At 30.8% G+C, this 18045-nt stretch carries 20 protein-coding genes and 1 tRNA gene; 7 read left to right on the forward strand and 14 right to left on the reverse strand.

The features are described 5' to 3' along the window. Positions 1 to 56: 56 nt before the first annotated feature. Positions 57 to 878 (forward strand): TIM barrel protein, encoded by an 822-nt coding sequence (locus tag MEVAN_RS05005; RefSeq protein ID WP_012065810.1) that lies wholly within the window; start codon positions 57 to 59, stop codon positions 876 to 878. A 54-nt stretch (positions 879 to 932) separates the two neighbouring features. Here MEVAN_RS05005 and MEVAN_RS05010 read toward each other — a convergent pair whose 3' ends face one another. Then, positions 933 to 1379 carry a UPF0179 family protein gene (locus tag MEVAN_RS05010; RefSeq protein ID WP_012065811.1) on the reverse strand — a complete coding sequence of 149 codons (447 nt, stop codon included), beginning with the start codon at positions 1377 to 1379 and terminating at the stop codon, positions 933 to 935. 108 nt (positions 1380 to 1487) lie between these two features. Between MEVAN_RS05010 and glmS the strand changes: the two genes are divergently transcribed. Continuing rightward, the gene (gene glmS, locus MEVAN_RS05015; RefSeq protein WP_012065812.1) at positions 1488 to 3287 is read left to right on the forward strand and encodes a glutamine--fructose-6-phosphate transaminase (isomerizing); all 1800 of its coding nucleotides are present in this window, start codon (positions 1488 to 1490) and stop codon (positions 3285 to 3287) included. On the opposite strand, the gene MEVAN_RS05020 is transcribed toward glmS, so the two are convergent. Further along, the gene (locus tag MEVAN_RS05020) at positions 3274 to 4560 is read right to left on the reverse strand and encodes a phosphoadenosine phosphosulfate reductase domain-containing protein (protein ID WP_012065813.1); all 1287 of its coding nucleotides are present in this window, start codon (positions 4558 to 4560) and stop codon (positions 3274 to 3276) included. The two genes, glmS and MEVAN_RS05020, sit on opposite strands and share 14 nt — an antisense overlap. 212 nt (positions 4561 to 4772) lie before the next feature. Then, positions 4773 to 6176 (reverse strand): single-stranded-DNA-specific exonuclease RecJ, encoded by a 1404-nt coding sequence (recJ, locus tag MEVAN_RS05025; protein WP_012065814.1) that lies wholly within the window; start codon positions 6174 to 6176, stop codon positions 4773 to 4775. Between the two features lie 93 nt (positions 6177 to 6269). Here recJ and MEVAN_RS05030 point away from each other — a divergent pair, with 93 nt between their 5' ends. Next, positions 6270 to 6905, forward strand: a complete 636-nt coding sequence (locus tag MEVAN_RS05030; RefSeq protein WP_012065815.1) for a hypothetical protein — start codon at positions 6270 to 6272, stop codon at positions 6903 to 6905. Positions 6906 to 6910: 5 nt separating this feature from the next. Here the strand turns inward: MEVAN_RS05030 and MEVAN_RS05035 are convergent, their stop codons facing one another. From MEVAN_RS05035 to MEVAN_RS08900, 5 genes are all read right to left on the reverse strand, one after another. Further along, the gene (locus MEVAN_RS05035; RefSeq protein WP_012065816.1) at positions 6911 to 7591 is read right to left on the reverse strand and encodes a metallophosphoesterase family protein; all 681 of its coding nucleotides are present in this window, start codon (positions 7589 to 7591) and stop codon (positions 6911 to 6913) included. Positions 7592 to 7612: 21 nt separating this feature from the next. Then, positions 7613 to 7837: a class III signal peptide-containing protein gene (locus tag MEVAN_RS05040; RefSeq protein WP_012065817.1), complete on the reverse strand. Its 225-nt coding sequence runs from the start codon at positions 7835 to 7837 to the stop codon at positions 7613 to 7615. Between the two features lie 34 nt (positions 7838 to 7871). Continuing rightward, positions 7872 to 9653 (reverse strand): DUF6541 family protein, encoded by a 1782-nt coding sequence (locus MEVAN_RS05045; RefSeq protein ID WP_012065818.1) that lies wholly within the window; start codon positions 9651 to 9653, stop codon positions 7872 to 7874. 28 nt (positions 9654 to 9681) lie between these two features. Continuing rightward, the gene (locus MEVAN_RS05050) at positions 9682 to 9915 is read right to left on the reverse strand and encodes a class III signal peptide-containing protein (protein ID WP_012065819.1); all 234 of its coding nucleotides are present in this window, start codon (positions 9913 to 9915) and stop codon (positions 9682 to 9684) included. 120 nt (positions 9916 to 10035) lie between these two features. Continuing rightward, a tRNA-Trp gene (locus MEVAN_RS08900) sits at positions 10036 to 10200 on the reverse strand. Between the two features lie 55 nt (positions 10201 to 10255). On the opposite strand from MEVAN_RS08900, the gene MEVAN_RS05055 reads away from it, so the two are divergent. Genes MEVAN_RS05055 through MEVAN_RS05070 form a run of 4 tightly spaced genes read left to right on the forward strand, consistent with a single transcriptional unit; the run spans position 10256 to position 12516 of the window. Continuing rightward, positions 10256 to 10477 (forward strand): AtpZ/AtpI family protein, encoded by a 222-nt coding sequence (locus tag MEVAN_RS05055; protein ID WP_232179323.1) that lies wholly within the window; start codon positions 10256 to 10258, stop codon positions 10475 to 10477. 9 nt (positions 10478 to 10486) lie between these two features. After that, the gene (locus MEVAN_RS05060; RefSeq protein ID WP_012065820.1) at positions 10487 to 11566 is read left to right on the forward strand and encodes an RNA-guided pseudouridylation complex pseudouridine synthase subunit Cbf5; all 1080 of its coding nucleotides are present in this window, start codon (positions 10487 to 10489) and stop codon (positions 11564 to 11566) included. Between the two features lie 37 nt (positions 11567 to 11603). Further along, the gene (locus MEVAN_RS05065) at positions 11604 to 11810 is read left to right on the forward strand and encodes a 4Fe-4S dicluster domain-containing protein (RefSeq protein WP_012065821.1); all 207 of its coding nucleotides are present in this window, start codon (positions 11604 to 11606) and stop codon (positions 11808 to 11810) included. 25 nt (positions 11811 to 11835) lie between these two features. Next, positions 11836 to 12516 carry a hypothetical protein gene (locus MEVAN_RS05070; RefSeq protein ID WP_012065822.1) on the forward strand — a complete coding sequence of 227 codons (681 nt, stop codon included), beginning with the start codon at positions 11836 to 11838 and terminating at the stop codon, positions 12514 to 12516. 17 nt (positions 12517 to 12533) lie between these two features. Here the strand turns inward: MEVAN_RS05070 and comE are convergent, their stop codons facing one another. The 6 genes from comE to vhuA form a co-directional block, all read right to left on the reverse strand. Beyond that, positions 12534 to 13100, reverse strand: coding sequence for a sulfopyruvate decarboxylase subunit beta (gene comE, locus MEVAN_RS05075; protein WP_012065823.1), 567 nt, complete (start codon positions 13098 to 13100; stop codon positions 12534 to 12536). 1 nt (position 13101) lies between these two features. Beyond that, positions 13102 to 13770: a HisA/HisF family protein gene (locus MEVAN_RS05080; protein ID WP_012065824.1), complete on the reverse strand. Its 669-nt coding sequence runs from the start codon at positions 13768 to 13770 to the stop codon at positions 13102 to 13104. Positions 13771 to 14010: 240 nt separating this feature from the next. Next, positions 14011 to 15315 carry a formylmethanofuran dehydrogenase subunit B gene (locus tag MEVAN_RS05085; protein WP_012065825.1) on the reverse strand — a complete coding sequence of 435 codons (1305 nt, stop codon included), beginning with the start codon at positions 15313 to 15315 and terminating at the stop codon, positions 14011 to 14013. Positions 15316 to 15339: 24 nt separating this feature from the next. Continuing rightward, complete coding sequence (vhuB, locus tag MEVAN_RS05090; protein WP_012065826.1) at positions 15340 to 16527, reverse strand: F420-non-reducing hydrogenase associated-polyferredoxin VhuB; 1188 nt, start codon at positions 16525 to 16527, stop codon at positions 15340 to 15342. 85 nt (positions 16528 to 16612) lie between these two features. Next, positions 16613 to 16747 (reverse strand): F420-non-reducing hydrogenase selenoprotein subunit VhuU, encoded by a 135-nt coding sequence (gene vhuU, locus MEVAN_RS09045; RefSeq protein ID WP_012065827.1) that lies wholly within the window; start codon positions 16745 to 16747, stop codon positions 16613 to 16615. Positions 16748 to 16771: 24 nt separating this feature from the next. Further along, positions 16772 to 18028 (reverse strand): F420-non-reducing hydrogenase Vhu subunit A, encoded by a 1257-nt coding sequence (vhuA, locus tag MEVAN_RS05095; RefSeq protein ID WP_012065828.1) that lies wholly within the window; start codon positions 18026 to 18028, stop codon positions 16772 to 16774. Positions 18029 to 18045: the final 17 nt, after the last annotated feature.

Genomic DNA, 18045 nt, shown 5'->3' on the forward strand with positions numbered 1-18045 from the left:
AACGATATATAGTTTAAAACTAAGATAAAAAGCTGATAGTTAAAATATGTGATAACATGCTATACTTTGGAACCGCAGGAATACCGATAAATGCAAAAACTACTGAAGATTCATTTAGCTATTTAAAAAATATCAATCTTGATGCAATGGAACTTGAATTTGTAAGAAGTGTAAATCTAACCGAAAATAAAGCTAATGATTTAAAAAATAAGGCAGGCATAATATTAAGTGTTCATGCCCCGTATTATGTAAATTTAAATGCAAAAGAACCTGAAAAAATAGTTTCGAGTATTAAAAGAATCGTTGATTCGTCAAAAATTCTAAATATTTTTAATAATAAAAATCCTGAAAATAAAAATGTGGTTTTTCATCCAGGATATTATTTAAAAGAAAATCCAGACAAAGTTTATGAAAAAATAAAATTAAATATGTTAAAAATTATTGAAATACTGATTGAAAATAAATTTAACGTAAAACTAAGGCCTGAAACTACTGGAAAAACTACGCAGTTTGGAAGTTTAGATGAATTGATAAAACTTTCAACTGAAATTAACGTACTACCTTGCATTGATTTTTCACACGTTTTTGCAAGAAGTTTTGGAAAAATTAACGATTACAATTCATTTTACAGCATACTTTTAAAATTAGAAGAAAATTTAGGTAAATTGGGAATTAAAGATATGCATATCCATATTTCGGGAATTGAATTTGGAAACGGCGGTGAAAAAAATCATTTGCCAATAGAAAGCTCTAATTTTAATTATGTAGATGTTTTAAGAGCGTTAAAGGATTTTGATGCATCTGGAACTGTAATTTGTGAAAGTCCAAAGCTAGAATACGACTGTCTTATTTTAAAAAAGATTTATGAAGAACTTTAGTTTATTCTACGTATTTTATTTTATTTTATTTTATTTTATTTTTTTATTAACGCTCTATTTATTGGACTCATCCAAAGAAATTATTGAAACTTTTTTAAGGGAGTGTCCTTTTTGGCAGTCTATTTTTTCAGAAAATATTGAAGAAACCTTGTATTTCCCAGAAATTCCCTCAGGATGGCACGAAAGGTAATTTTTACAGCACACTTTATCACATAAAACATTGGCGTGTGTCAAAGTTACTCCTTCGAGTGCTTTTTTAGATTCAATTAGTATTGTAAATTCTGCAGGGGCTACTTCAACCACTTTTACGCCGTTTTCATGAACAGTACAGGGGTGATTTGCCGACCTAACACTTACAATTTTATACCTTGCCCCAACGTCTAAATTATTGTGGCATATCCTTTTAAATCTGCATGACTCGCATTCATTCAAATGACCAAGATAAATAAATTCATTTCCAGTTTTTGCAAGCTCGCTACCAATTAAAGTTATTTTCTTCATAATTCTCACCAATAATAAGCTCAGATAATTATTATTAAAAATATTAATCGAAATTATATTATATAAATAATGTCAAATAATATTAAGTCAAAAAGTTAGGTGTTATAAATGTGCGGAATAATCGGTTATATCGGGAATAAAAAAGCTTCAAATGTAATTTTAAATGGTTTAAAAAGGTTAGAATATAGGGGATACGATAGCTGCGGTATTGCTTCAATTTTTAACGATATAGAAGTTAGAAAAAATGTTGGAAAGGTACTTGAGGTTTCAGAAAAAGAAAATTTCCCTGAAATGAACGGTAATATTGGAATAGGCCATAGTAGATGGGCAACACATGGGAAAATTACAAAAGATAATTCTCACCCTCACTTTGACTGTACTAAAGAAATCTGTATTGCACATAATGGAATTATTTCAAATTATAAAGAATTAAAAGAAACATTGATACAAAATGGCCATATTTTTACGTCAGAAACTGATACTGAAGTTATTCCACACATAATAGAAGAAGAATTAAAAAAATTTAACGAATTAAATGAAGAAAATTACATTTTAGGAATTCAAAATGCAATTAAGAGATTAAAAGGAACTTACGCTCTATTAATCCTCCATAAAAAATTTCCAGATATGCTTGTTGGAATTAGGAATGAAAGTCCGCTTATTTTAGGAATCTCAAAAGAAGAATGTTTTATTGGAAGCGATATTTCTGCATTTTTAGACTATACTAAAACCGCAATTCCGTTAAATGACATGGATATTGCAGTATTTAATAAAAAAGGAGGGAAGAATATCGATTTAAAATTATTAAATAACGGAAAAATTGTAAAAAGAGATGTTTTAAAGCTTGATTGGGATATTGAAAGTGCGGAAAAAGGCGGTTTTGAACACTTCATGTTAAAAGAAATAATGGAAGAACCTGAAATTTTAAAAAATTCAATTGAAATTTCAAAAGGAGAAATTGAAGAACTTTCAAAGGCAGTTAATAATTGTGACAAAATTTACATCACTGCAATGGGAACGTCACTCCATGCGGGAATGGTCTTTGAATACTGGTTTTCAAAACTTGGAAAGTTAGTAATTCCTATTGATTCATCAGAATTTTTAATAAAAGGAATTGTTGATGAAAAAACACTTGTAATTGGAATAACACAAAGTGGGGAAACATACGATACTATAAAAGCGTTGAAATATGCGAAAGAAAAAGGTGCAAAAACTGCCACAATTGTAAACGTTCTTGGAAGTACTGCAACTAGAGAAGCAGACATAACTATAATGATGGGTTCAGGAATAGAAATTGCAGTCTGCGCTACAAAAACATTCATGTCCCAGTTAGTGATATTATACCGGTTATTTATCGAGTATGGAAAAAACATTGGAATAGACATGTCTAGTTATGAAAAAGAACTTTTAAATATTCCAAAATATATTTCTAAAGTTTTAAATGAACGTGAAAATATAAAAGAGCTTTCAAAAAATTTAAACGCTAAAAATTACCTGTTTGTATCAAAAGGAATAAATCTTCCAAATGCCCTTGAAGGTGCTTTAAAATTTAAAGAAATTACCTATTTACATGCAGAAGGAATGAGCAGTAGTTTTTTAAAACACGGAACGATTTCTTTAATAGATGAGAATATGGATACAGTTGCACTACTTCCTCCAACAAATTCAGAACTTTTTAGTTCCGTTACATCAAATATTGAGGAAATAATGGCAAGAAAAGGAAAGGTAATTTCAATATCCCCAATAAAAAATGACGAATTAACGATAAAAGTTCCAGATGTACTTGAAGAGATAAGTCCTTTTATTTATGCACCTGTTTGTCAGCTTTTAGCATACTATAAAGCTGTTGAATTAAAAAGAGATGTAGATAAGCCTAGAGGGCTTGCAAAAAGTGTTACAGTTGAGTAATTCTTTTTATTTTTTTCTTTCTTTCACCATTATATCCTAATTCATCTTCAAGTTCTACCATTTTTGGAGGAAGTTCTTTCCATCGCCAAAATCCTCTTAAAACTTCTTCTTTTGGATAATATTTTTTCAGATATTTAACCCATCTTTCAAAATGGTCAGGATATAGTTCTTCTACCCTTAAAAATTCGCTGTTTAATGCAGACGGGCATAAATAACACCCTATTCTTTCAAAACCTTTATCGTACATCGGATTATATAAAATATCATTTGAATAAATGTATGTCCAAATATCTAAAGAGTTCCAGTCAAGTATTGGAAATACGTTAGTCTGAAAATCGATAAATCCACTTTTTCGTTCGTAATCCAAGTTTGCACGTGCAAAACTTTCGTATTTTCTTGAACCATCAATCGTAAGAACTTTTCTATTCCCATACTTTTTTTTCAAATACCTTTTTAAAGGCATTAATTTACAGGCACTGTTGCACCATCGGTTATCTTTTGTTGGAATTCCCTCTTTTTCAAGATTATCCCAAAAATTGTCTCCATCAACGGTGTCAATTTCAATATCGTATTTTTTTGAAAAATCCTTAACGTATTGAATTGTTTCAGGATATTCTAATCCAGTATCAATAAATACAACGTCCATTTCAGGCATTACTTCTTTTGAAAGTAAAGTACATACTGAACTATCTTTTCCGCCACTAAATGAAACGTTTATTACGTATCCTTTCTTTTTATATTTTTCAATTGTTTCTTCAAGTATGTTTATTGAATTTTCAACCATTTCATTCATTCTTTCCTTATTTTTTTCTAAAAATTCAGGCATTTTTTCAATTTCAAGTTCCTTTTTCCTTGAAAGGTCTTTTAATTTTATACGGTCGTCTTTTCTAACGCCTACTCCTAAAAAATCACCGATTGTTATGCCCACATATTCAAAATCATTTTTTAAGAGCGCATTGTACTCCTCAGGGTTTTCCAATAGTTCTTCTTTTATATATTTTCCTTTAAGTCTTTTTTTCGTGTATTTCAAAGCGATTTTTGGTTCAGCTATCGTGTAAAAATAAGGAGATGGCACAAATTTCCATTCAAGGTCGTGTAAATCAAATTCAAGTGTTCCAATTTGATCATTTCCAATGTATACTCTTTTTCGATAGTCTAATCCAGAAAGTTTTTCTAAAAGAATTACGTCGTCTTTTTGAAAATTTTGGCCAGTTAATTCATTTAAAACTTTTAATTCATAATTAGATGCAAATTTCGTGTCTTCATCAAACATTTTTGGTTACCTGTTCTTTTTTACCATTTAAAATTTATCTAAGATTTATCTAAGATTTATCTAAGATTTATCTAAGATTTATCTAAGATTTATCTAAGATTTATCTAAGATTTATCTAAGATTTATCTAAGATTTATCTAAGATTTATCTAAGATTTATCTAAGATTTATTTAATTTTTAAGTAGGTACTTATCAAATTATAATTTATTTAACTATAGTTTTTCTTCTAAGTATTTAACAAAATCTCTGGTTTTTGGGATATGTGCACCACATGCAAATTTATGCCCTCCGCCACTTCCACCAACTTTTTTTGATGCATAGCTTATTGCACTTGCTAAATTTATGTCCTCTGCAAAAGATAAAAGCTTTGGACACCTTGCAGAAACCTTATAGCCATTATTCATTTCAGAAACTGCAAATATTGGTTTTGTCCAGTCTACCTTTTCAATTGAATAACTCATTCCAGCAACAATTCCAACAATATTTCCTTTTATCGCATTTTTATCAACTTCAAAATACTGGAATTTATCTTTTTGAATTATTTCTACGTCATTTTTCAAAAAATCCATTGCACTTGCAAGATTTTTTTTGTGTTTTTTAAGCATTTTTAGCATTTTATCATAATTTTTATCCCTGTCTCCTTTTAAAACTTCTAAGGGTACGCTATATTCATCATACCTAGAACAGCCATTTATGCATGTTGAAAACTCTTCAAGGTTTTTTAAACTCGTTTTAAATTCTTCAGATTTAAGTTCGTAGCTTTCTCCAAATATTACTTTTGGAAGATGTATTCTCCACGTTATTGGGAGATATCTACTGCATTTATGTAAAAATTCGGTTCCAATTATTTTTTTTTCATGAAAAGTTAGTTCACATAAGTAATTTTTTGGAAGAATATTCGTTCCATGCTTTTTATTTACCATATTTATAAAATTAATTATTCTTGAATCGTTATCTGTTAAATCTGTTCTAACATCTGTAAAATATTTAATTGAAGTAAATAAAGGCCTTGTGTGTTTTCCATAAAACTGTAAATCTGGTGATATTATAATATCTCCAAATTCTACTGCATCTTTTAAAATTACATCCTTATTTAACCCTATAAGGTTACCTTCAAGGTTTTGAACGTCACCAACAGCACCCAAAACTGCATATTTTGCTAAATCAGTAAATCTAGGATTACATACTTTTGCAAATAAGTAAGATACGCCTGCGCCACATATTTCTTTCCCCCCATCAATTCCATCATTATGGGGATTTACATTTATTATATTTTCAGGAATTTTTTCATTTGAAACTATGTGATGGTCTAAAATTATAATGTGAGGATTTTTTTTAATTTCAAATAGTTTTTCTTTTATTAAATCAATTTGTCCGCTTCCCAAATCTGCAAAAATTATTAAATCGTGTTCAAATGGGATTTCGTCTATTGTTTCGTAGTCAATTTGCCTTAAAAAAAGAAATTCTGCACTGATATTCAATCTTTCAAGAACTTTTTCCAAGATAATTCTTGAATTTAGTCCATCAGTATCGATATGGGTACAGACCAATATACTCTTATCACGATTTTTTCTAAGCGTTTTGACTGCTTTTTTTAAATTAGACAAATATTCCATTAATAACACCGGCTACGTAAATTATAACACTTTATATATTATAAACTTGATATATATGAATAATTGACCTTTAAAAACTGTTGAAGGATATTTATGGATTACCAGACGTTGTTTATTGTTTTTATTTCAGGAATAATAGGGTATTTATTTTTAAGGTATTCAAAATCTATTACGTTATACCATGTTGTACTTATCATAATGAGTATTATAAATTCTTATGTAGTTTTCCAAATAATTTTAAATTCTGGCCTTTTAATAAATATTATCCCAATTTTAGGATTTTCATTTATAACGATAGTAGTATTTGAAATTTCTAGGGCTTACTTTGATAATTCGCTTCATTTAGGGCTATCGGGATACAGTGACTTTAAAGAATACGGTCTTGAATACTATTTAGTTATAGTACTGTTTTATTCGGCACTATTGTTTGTATTTTTACTCTATATTGTTCCTTTAGGAAAATTAAGCATTCTATACCTATCGGCTATAATTTCAATAACTTCATTGCTACTTTTTGGTAGGAGTATTGTTAGATACTGGGCTTTTGAACTTTACCTTTTAGTTTATATAGTACTTACAGTGTGGCTTATTCTCTTAGAATTTATAGAAATAAACCACTATCCAGTTATAATTTTACCTTATGTCTTTATTTTACTATACTACTTTTCTATGCGGTCACTTATAAAAGAAAAAGCAGATAAAAGAACATTATTTAAAAGACGGCTTTAAAAAATTTATAAGTCGTATATTTCTAGATTTTTAGACTTTGTGTCATATATAAAAAAGCCAATAGATGATGGATTTACTATTAAAGATTTTCCAAGTTTATCTATACACCTACTTTCATGAATGTGTCCGCATACGCATAAAACAGGTTTAAATTCTTCAATTATTTTCCTAATGCTTAAACTTCCAACATGACCTTCAAAAGAGCGGTCTGCCATTGTATTTTTTGGGGGGGCATGGGTTAGAAGTATAAATTTATTTTTGATGTTTTGTTCAAAGCCTTTTATCGCATTTAAGAATTTTAAATAAATTTCTTCTTCGCTGTATTCATTTGGACTATTTATTGGAGTTATGTTTGAGCCACCAATTCCAATTAAAAATAAATCGTCAATTTTTAATATTTTTTCGTCAATATTTAAATTAAACTCGTTCATTTTTTCAATTGTTTCTTTATCATCCCAGTTTCCGGGAATTAAAAAAATTTTCACTGAATTATTTAAATTTTTTAAAAATTCAAGTAATTTTAAATTTTTTTTAAAAAAATCGTCTTGATTGTTTTCTTGATTGTTTTTAACAAAGCTGTGCTTTGTAAAATCCCCTGAAATTAAAATAGCGTCAGGTTTATATCTTAAAAGCTTGTCAAAATTAATTATACGGCCATGTATATCAGTTAATCCAATTATTCTCATTAAAATCACAAAAAAGCTATTTTATTTAGTAGCGTTTGTAAGGGCTTTTGTAGCATCTGCTATTGCATCAGATAATGCTTTTGTAGTTGAATTTGTACTTTCAAGTACTTTTTCACTTGAATCTTTAACACTTCTTGCATAGTAATATGCTGCAATTGCTGCAACTGCTACTGCTGCTGCAACTAAGATACCGATTTCCATTGAAACCTGACCTTTATTTGAAAAAAGTTTTTCTAAAAATTTCATTCTTTCACTTCAAAAAATAATTTTGTTATTTTAATTATATCACTTCAACAATATATACATTATTCTTTTGGTATCTTATTTTAAAATAATCCTCATTTTTGAAAAAATCGGTACAATATTTCCCTAAAATTTCAGAAACATATACATATCTGATATTATTTTCTTTGCAGGTTTTTGAGTAGTTATCGTGGTCTTTTTCATCTATAAATTTTGCAATTTCATATAATGTAGTATCCCCTATTGAAAAATTACCACTTGAAAACTTAGTATAATAAAATGCAGGCTGATTACTCGTATATATTGGTAAAAATTGGCCTGCATCTTGTCCAAAATTTAAAAATGTTTCATTAAATATTTCATTTTTATTTATCCAATCAAACGCCATTAAATCGTCCCCGGAAACTACATATTGTTCTTTTAAATATTCCGGTATTATTTGCGAATTTGCGTATGCTGATGAGAATATTATACAAAGACTAATTAAAATAAATAATACTTTTGAAAAATTTTTTTTAAGCATATTGAATATAGAATATGCTCCAAAACCGTAAAATATAGGCATTATCGCCTGAATATTATACATCATCCTGTTTGATGCATACATTGTGTTAAAAAATGGAATATTAAAATGGATAAAATGACTGTTTATTAATATTGCAAGTAGTAATACTGGAAATATAGCCAAATAATAAAGTTTGTTTTTTAGTAGACTATATATTCCAATTAAAAATAAATAAGTTAAAAATATGGAAATTAAAAACGTAAGTTCGTTATCAAGAGCTACTGTATATACTGGATGCTTTGTAAATAAATAAAATATTCCAAAACCTGCAAAAATGTTATGTATGATTACATTTAATGGTTCAGAAATAATATTTGAGCTTTTGCTGTATGAAATTATTTCTTTTGAAAGTTTTTTAGAAATCAGTATGAATGAAATTAATGATGAACCAAAAAAATATATTAAATAATTTTTTATCGAAGTATAATTTTTAAATATGGTTTCATGTATTAAAATTGAAACAATGAATAAAAATATCATTAAAAATGGTATAGTGTGCGTATAAGCTGTGGCCATAAGTACAAATGAAAAAAGGAATAGATAAGTAGTCTCTTTTGAATTAAGATACCGTATTAAAAAAAATACTGAAATTAAAAATAAAGAGTAAGCAAGATAATTTGGATAGAGTACATAAATAATCCCGTAAAAAACACTTCCAGATATTACAAAAGGTGCTGTAAAGTATCCTAATCCTTTTTTTATGGCCTCACCAATTAAATAAAAACCTGTTACCATTAAAATAAGCATAAAGTACATTAAAAAATTAAATGCGCTTGGAATGTCGCTTACTTGAGTTAAAAAAAGATACGTAAATGAATGGTATCCTGATGGGTAATTAATATAATTTAAGTAAGGAATTTCTTTAGTTTCGTAAAATATATTTTTTTCTTCAAAAATAGCTTTTAGTTTATAGCTGTGAAATTGCGTATCTGTTTTATTTAAAGGATTTTCTGGAAATATCATAAATCCAGTAAAAATTGCAAAAATTGAAATTAAGATTACGAACAGGCCGGAAATTTTATTTATTTTTAAATTTTTAACTGAAATTTTTTTAAAATTTAATATATTAAAAAAAATTAAGGGAAGTAAATAATATATTTTAATTAAATTAATGTCAAAAACAGACATTAAATATGATAAAATTACAATATAAGATACAGCTAAAAACGGAGTTGTCAGTAATCTTTCTTCGTTTTTTAGGGGATTTACCAAGTATAAAAGTACCAGAATTGTTAAAAAATAAAAAATGTCCAAAAAAACACCAAAAGTAAAAAATGAATATTTAAGGTGTAAAGGTAATAATATTAGTTAAATTACCTGTTGCCTTTCCTGCAATATCCGTTAAAGTACTTGTTGTACTACTAGCTTGTTGACCTGTGTCAACTTGTGATTCCCTAACATTTTTCGCATAAAAGTATGCTGCAATTGCTGCAACTGCTACTGCTGCTGCAACTAAGATACCGATTTCCATTGAAACCTGACCTTTATTTGAGGAGAGTTTTTCTAAAAATTTCATTTCAACCACCTGAACAGTGTTATATAAATTCAAAGAAGTATATTAAATCAAAGATATATATAATTATTCATTTAAAATTTGACAAAATAGGAATTAATAAAATCAATTGTCTAAAAAAAGTGGAAGTACTGGGATTTGAACCCAGGTCCAGGGATTTCTCCTGCATCGGGATTTAGTCCACGCAACAAAATAGTTTTGTGCGCCTTAAAAAGCATCCCTGCTTTTTAAGAAGTCCATATAGGCACTTGGAGTCCCCGATGATGGGCCAGTCTACACTATACTCCCGTAACTTACATTATAAGAATAAAAAAGGATATATAAATAGTTTACGATTTTTTAAATGTTTGGAAAAATGATAGACCTTGCTTTTGAAATAGTTCTTCCGATAGCCTTTGGAATTATAATAGGTTATATACTTAAGAATGCATATAGTAACAACTGCTTTGTATTAATTGGATTTTTTATAGGAATAGTTATAGCTGCATTTAGATTCTATAGATTTATGAAGAAACACCAAACGCAGTTGAAAAGTAAAAAAGCGAAGAAAAAAGTTTTAATTTAAATTAGGGTGATGATTTTGGAATTAATCGTAAAAGAAGAGTCAAAGACAAATTATGAACATGGTTGTGAGCCATATAAACGAGATATTAAAACGCTTTTAAATACTGGCGTTGTTGTAATTGATAAACCATCTGGCCCAACGTCTCATGAAGTTTCTGCATGGGTTAGAAACATGTTAAAATTAGAAAAAGCAGGCCACGGCGGAACTCTTGACCCAAAAGTTACAGGGGCACTCCCAATTGCTTTAGGGGGTGCAACAAAGTGCGTATCAATTTGGCATATTCCCCCAAAAGAATACGTCTGTTTAATGCAGTTACACGACGATGCTAAATTGGAAGATATAAAAAGAGTTTTTAATGAATTTACTGGAAGAATTCACCAAAGGCCTCCTTTAAAAGCTGCTGTAAAGAGAAATTTAAGAATTAGAAAAATTTATGAAATTGAAATTTTAGAGCACTTTGAAAGAAAAGTACTTTTTAAAACAAGATGCCAATCTGGAACATACATTAGAACACTTGTAAGTGATGTAGGAGAAGCTTTAGGGACTTCTGCACACATGCAGGAACTTAGAAGAACCATAAGTGGCCCTTTTAATGAAAATGAAGCAGTTTATTTACAGGATTTACTTGATGCATATATATTTTGGAAAGAAGATGGAAATGAGGAAGAGTTAAGAAAACTTGTAAAACCGCTTGAATACGGATTACAGTATTTAAAAAAGGTCGTTATAAAAGATAGTGCGGTTGATGCAGTTTGCCATGGTGCTCAACTTTACGCATCAGGAATATCAAAAATTGAAAAGGGAATTGGAACTGACGAATTAGTTTTAATTGAAACATTAAAAGGCGAAGCTGTTGCTGTTGGAAAACCCTTAATGAATACAAAAGACATGTTAAAAGCAGAAGAAGATGTTGTTGTAGATATTGAAAGAGTAATAATGGAAACTGGAATTTATCCAAGAATGTGGAAAAAAAGAAATAAGCAAGGTAAACCTACCCCTAAAAAAATTGATGCTGTAAAAAAAGATGTGAATAAAGGATTAAATAAAGATGAGAAGAAAGATATAAAAAAGAATCAACTAAAGATATAAAAAAGATATTAATAAGAATAAAAAATAGGTGTTTATCGTGGAAATTGTAATCGATGAAAACTACTGTAAAGGCTGCGATATATGTATCGATGTCTGCCCAAAGTCAGTCTATAAAAAATCCGAACAGTTAAATAAAAAAGGAATTTACCCTCCAAGGCCAGTAAATAATAATGAATGCGTATACTGTAACCTCTGCGTTTTACAGTGTCCCGATCAAGCAATATTTATTGAAGCTAAAGAATAATCAAGACACTTTTTTCGTGAAAAAAATGCATGGAATTGCAACAAAACTTTCAAAAATAAATTATGACTATGAAAAATTGCTTGAAATAAATAATTCAGTTTCTAAATCTTTTGAATACCATGTAATTGATGCAGAAACTAGTTTAATAGATGAAGAAAACCTTGAAAGTTTAAAAAAAGCTGTTTTAACAATTCAAAGTAAAAGAAAAGATGCTTTTGAAATTTTAGAAAAATATTCCTCTTATAACTTTGATTTGTGTATTGTTTTAGGAAATAATGCTTATTTATCTAAAAAAGAAGCGTTATTTAAAAAAGAAAGGATTTTAGAAGTAATTGATAAAGCTCTTAACTATAAGAATAATATATGGGTTGGAACTGAAGGCGTTGAAAAAATTGTAAAAGATACGGTTGAAGAAAATAATTTAATCTCTTATTACGTAAATGGATGCGAAAATCCAGATATTTTATCTAAAAAAGCTGTTTATTTACCATATTCTATAAAAATAACTGAAAATATACTTTTTTCAATGGAAGACTACCTTAAAAGGCGAAAAAACTATATTGGAAATTGGAAAGACTTTTTAATTTCGCTAAAAGATGTAAATGTAAATTTAAAAGAACTTTATAGATTTAAAGACCACATATTAATAGGTTATCCAATAATACAAGATTTTGAAAACATTTTAAGTTTTAAGAATAAAATTTAAAATTTAGATTTACTTAATTATTCTTTTTTTAATGAATTCATAAATCTGTGCTTTATTTCAGTTGGAACAAGTGTTATATTTGGAACGTTTTCATTGTGTGCCCTTGCTTTTACTAAAATTACATTTGTGCCACGTTCGTTTAAAACTTTTTTTAAAGCGTTCCTTAGCTCAATTTCATTTATAACTAATATCGAATCAATTGCGCATGCTTTTGAAACTTGGTATAAATCAGTGCATGAACTGTGTGTTTTTTGGTTTCCAGTTGAACCGTATGCACAATTATCTACAATAAATAGTAAAAAGTTTTTTTCTGTCGTTTTTCCAATTGTTGCAAGAGAACCCATGTTCATCAAAACTGAACCATCACCATCAATTGCAATTACCTTTTTTTCTATTGAAAGTGAAATTCCATGTCCGATAGATGATGACAAACCCATCGATCCTAACATGTAGAAGTTTTTTTCCCTATCCTTTATTTTAAAGAGTTCTTTACTTGGAATTCCGATGTTACAAACGACTATTTCATCGGTTACATATTCCATTAAAATTTTAATTGCGTCATATCTTGTAAGTTCAAATTCCATACTATTCCCCATATTTTTGAATGATTTTTTTTAAATCAAGCGTTCCATTGTGAATTGTGGTTCCAATTAAAACTCCAAAAACTCCAATATCATTTAATATTTTTAAATCGTGTTCAGATTTTATTCCTCCGCCAACATAAATTGGATTTTTAGTTTTTTTAACTATATTTTTAATTAGTTCAATATTTACCCCATTTTGAGTTCCAACTGCTGAAATATCTAAAATAATAAGTGGTGTTTCAATATTTATCCTACTTAATAGTTCATCTAAATCGTGATTTAAAAGTATGCCATCTTTAAAATCAAGGCTTAAAATTATATCTTTTTCATTTAATAATTCATAATCTTTTAGCGTTTCTGTACCCAAAATTATTTTTTCAAAATTTCCCTTAACATTTTTAAAATCATTATAATCTTTAATTCCAACATCTACAATTTTAAAGATATTTAACTCATTAATAGTTTCAAAATTATTTCCAAAGTTCATTATTGAATCTAAATCCGCAATATAAACTTTTTTTGCCCCGTTTTCTTTGTAAATTGAAACTACATCTTTTGGAATTGAAGAACCTAATATAATTGAATTTATTGGAAAATAATTATTTCTATCTCCGCTCTTTCCAGAAACCGCTAAACCATTTTTTAAATCAATAACCGGAATAATTTCCATTTTAATCACTCGAAATAGCTGTTTAATGTAAAATCATGTAAGAAGTAATAATTTAAAAAAAATTATATAAAAAATGTTTAAAAACTTTTGTATTTTTTAAATTACGTATTTTTTCTGTAAATTTTGGAAAAAAACAAGCGAAAAATAATTTTAATAAAAATAGTTTTTTGTTGAACGGTCCTTTAAAAAGGTTCCCTATTCAACGTATCTGTCTTTTCAGGTGTAGGATACCTAATTTAGTTATAACATTTTGTCGACGTTTTTAATTAACATCTTAATTATTTCTGCGTCAGAAAGTACTCCTTCTGGAGCTTCAACGACTTTTCTAAGTTCAATCGGAACTCCATCCATTCTGTATGCAGTTCCAGTTACTTCTAACCCCGTTATTGCAGGCGGGATTATAATGTTTGAAATCACTGATGAAGGCGTTTCGTGAGGATCGATACATACTAAAGGTATTTTAGCCATGTGCTGTACTGCCTTTTGAGGGAAGTGCGCACCTGCATCTGATGCAATGTTTATCATCATATCAGTTTCCCCCCTTTGAAGAACATCGTTTGATGCTGTTTCTCCAGGGTTGTACCTTGGGTATCCTCTTGAAAAGTCTACACCGTAAGGGTATCCAGTAACCCATGTAGATACTTGGTTAAACCCGTTAACGTTGTAGTGGCCCCTCATCGGAGTTAATGTAAACTTAGTGTATGCGTTTAAATCAATTATTAGCTGGATAGCGTTGTCGATAATTCTGTGTTTACCTCTACTCATTGTAACACCCATCGCAAAGAAGAGTGAACCAAATTGAGCGCCTTTACAGATATCTACAGCTGCATATATTGTTTCAGTTGGAACTCCAGCTACTTGATCGGCTTCAATTTTAAAGCCTCTTAATGCAGCCCTTAACGCACTTACAAGTTCGTAATCCTTATGAGGTTCTACTTTGAGGTGAACGTCAGCAAGTTTTGCTGAATCCGTTGTTCTAGGGTCTACAACAATTACTTGCCTATCTTTTCGCCCTCTGTCCCTAAAAAACCCTCTAGGGTATACGGAGTACCTGCTCATGTGCCTTGGGTGAGCATGCATTGGGTTTGAACCCCAGAACAAGACAACGTCTGCTCTGTTTTTAGTTTCTCCTAATGTTGAAACAGGGTATCCTACATCCTGTACTGCTAAAAGTGAAGGTCCGTGTCAAACACTTGCCGTGTTATCCAAGATTGCCTTTGTCTTTTCTCCTAATAATACACCTAATTGTTGTGCATGGCATTCTGCTGAACTCCACCCGTAGATGAGAGGTAACTTTGCTTCGACAAGAAGTCTTGCGGTTTCTTCAGTTGCAGTTTCGTAATCTACTTTTTTAAATTCATCTTTTTTATTTTCTCTCATTAAAGGGGATTCATATCTTACTGCCCCTTCAAAGTGCATGAATTTAGCATTTCCGATTCTGCATGCATTTCTCGTCCCAACAACGTGATTGTGATCCACCATAACTTCAATGTCGTCACAAAGGGTTCCACAAAATGGACACACTACATTTTTAAATGTTTCCACTATTATCACCCAAAAAGGGAATATTTATTTCAATATCAATGCTTCTTTTTTGGCCTTATTACATGCTTCAATGCATTTTAAACACATTACACAGTAGCCTTTAAGAGGCATGTTAGCTTCACCGGTAAGTTCCAGTGTTTTTTGTGGACATATATTTATACAGTCACCACATTCATTACATAATGAAGGGTTAAATTCCACTCTTGTGTATTCCTTACCCTCATGAGCAATTTTACCCATTTTTAAAGCACTTGTTGGACATTTAATCGCACAAGCACCGCATCGAATACACATTCTGTATTCGTTTGCTTTATCGGTCTTTTTCTTTGAAGGTAATTCAAGTCCTTTAGGATTTACAACGTTAATTGCTCCTGTCGGGCATTTAACTGCACAAGGTCCACAATATGTACATTTTTCTTCTAACCACATTAGTCCGTCTTCGGTAACGGGCTTTGAAGGTGCATATTCAACTTCTAATTTTATTACATCTACTGGACAGCTTTCTACACATAAACTACATGCAGGACATGCGACTGGCAATTTAATGCTTAAATTGTTAGCATCATATTCTATCATTGAACCAGGGCAGACTTCAACACATTTTTCACAGCCAATACATTCTTCAGAATTAACTGTAAATGATTTGATATTTTTCTGTCTTTTTTGGGGTTTTTTTCCCGCAACAAAGATTGCATTCCAAGGGCATGTTTGTGAGCAGATTGTACAGTAAATACATTTATTTGTATCGATTACCGCAGTGTCTTCAATTGATATTGCATCAACTGGGCATTCTGGAACGCATACTCCACACGCTACACAGTCTTTTGTAACTGCGATAGGCTCATTTGGGATTATTACGTCTTTTTTAGGTTTATCGATTTTTCCAGGAAGTGAAATTATTTCAACAGGACAGATATCTACACACTTCTCACAAAGTACGCAATGGCCTTTTGAGTAAGGAAATCTGCCGTCTACTTTTTTAATTCCTGTAGGACATGCCTTTTGACATGCGCCATCTTTATCACATTTGGTTCCATTGAACACTAATTTTCCGTCTCTTTCAGTCAGCGCCCCTGTAGGGCATGCATTTGCGCATGAAAAGCATTGAATGCATGTCTTGAAGGGAGCGATCTCTATTGCCTCAGTAGGACATGCCTTTGCACAGGCATTACAAACAAGGCAAGCATCCTCTTGAATAAATATTCCTGCCAAATGACAACCCCCTAAAAATTTTTAAAATGTATGGGGCCTTCTAATGAAGGTTCCCTAGCCTCCCAAATTGGGTTCGGTTAGAGAATTATTCTTCTTTAACTACTTCAAGGATGATATTTCCTTTTTCATCCTTTACTATCATGTGCGCTGCACATGAGTATCATGGGTCATACGCCCTTAATACAATTTCGATCAAATTCAATTTTGTTTCATCTACCATTGTTACCACCAAGAGGAACTTCAATTATTTGAAGACCACACTTGCAGCCTGCTGGATTGCTTTTTCCATTGTAGGTACATTGTGTGTCGTTGCTACAATCATGTTTGCCTTTACAACAATTCCGTTGTCATCAGTTTCATAATTGTGGAATAACGTACCTCTTGGAGCATATACTACTCCGACACCATTTCCTGCTTTTGGTTGAACCTCTGCTTTGATGTCGGTTGAGGTAATTTCTGGGTCTTCCAATAGTTGTTTGGTTCTTTCGCATGCACTTAGTAACTCTATAAGTCTTGCTTGGTTGTATGCTAAGGACTGGTTTGCAGGCTTTCCAAAAGTTTCTACAAATTCTTTCCTAGCTTCCTCAGCAAGTGGCGTAGCCATTGAGTCACATACGTTAATCATTGCAAGTGGACCTACCCTATAAAGACCATCAGGATACCCTACTTTTTTATTGTACGGATACTTTACATAGCTATGGTCTACAGTGTGTTCACCAAGGTAATCAGTATATTCTGAAGGTTTGAAATCCATGGTTTCTTTTCCGTCAGGTGACATGAATCTTAACGTGTCGCCGTAGAAATTGTGTTTACCATCTTTTACTAAACCTAAATACCAGGTATCGATTACACCAAGTGTTTTTATTGTATCTAAGTATTTTTCGTTGAGGGACTTCATTATAGCGAGTCCTTCTTGGCCAAATTCAATCATTGCATCCATTTCAGTTAGGATTTCGTCCCTTTTTTCTTCGGTGAAAACCTTAGCTTGTCCGCCAGGAATACCAGTTACTGGGTGAATTGGTCTCCCACCTACGGCTTCAACGATCGTTTGTCCAAATCTTCTCATTGCGATTGCTTTTTTAGCAACTTCTGGAGCTGCGCCAATAACTCCAATAATATTTCTTACTGCAGGGTCTGCATCGGGGCCAAGTACAAAGTCAGGAGCTGCCAAGTAGTAAAAGTGTAAAGCGTGTGAGTGAATCATGTTACCCAAGTGCATTAATTCTCTCAATTTTTCCGCTGCGATTGGGATTTGTGCCCCCCACGCTGCATCTACTGCTTTAACACTCGCTAAGTGGTGAGCCGTCTGACAAATTCCACAAATTCTTGGAACAATCCTTGGTACTTCCTCTGCAGGTCTTCCTACAACGAATTGCTCGAAACCTCTAAGGGCAGTAATGTTTAACTTTACATCCGTTGGTTTTCCGGAATCGTCTAAGGTTATAGTAACCTTACCGTGCCCTTCTAAACGGGTTAGAGGTTCGATTGTAACCTTACCCATAGAGTCACCATCCTTAA

It is taken from the genome of Methanococcus vannielii SB (genome assembly GCF_000017165.1).
In the GTDB taxonomy this organism is placed as follows: Archaea; AGJL01; Methanococci; order Methanococcales; family Methanococcaceae; genus Methanococcus; species Methanococcus vannielii.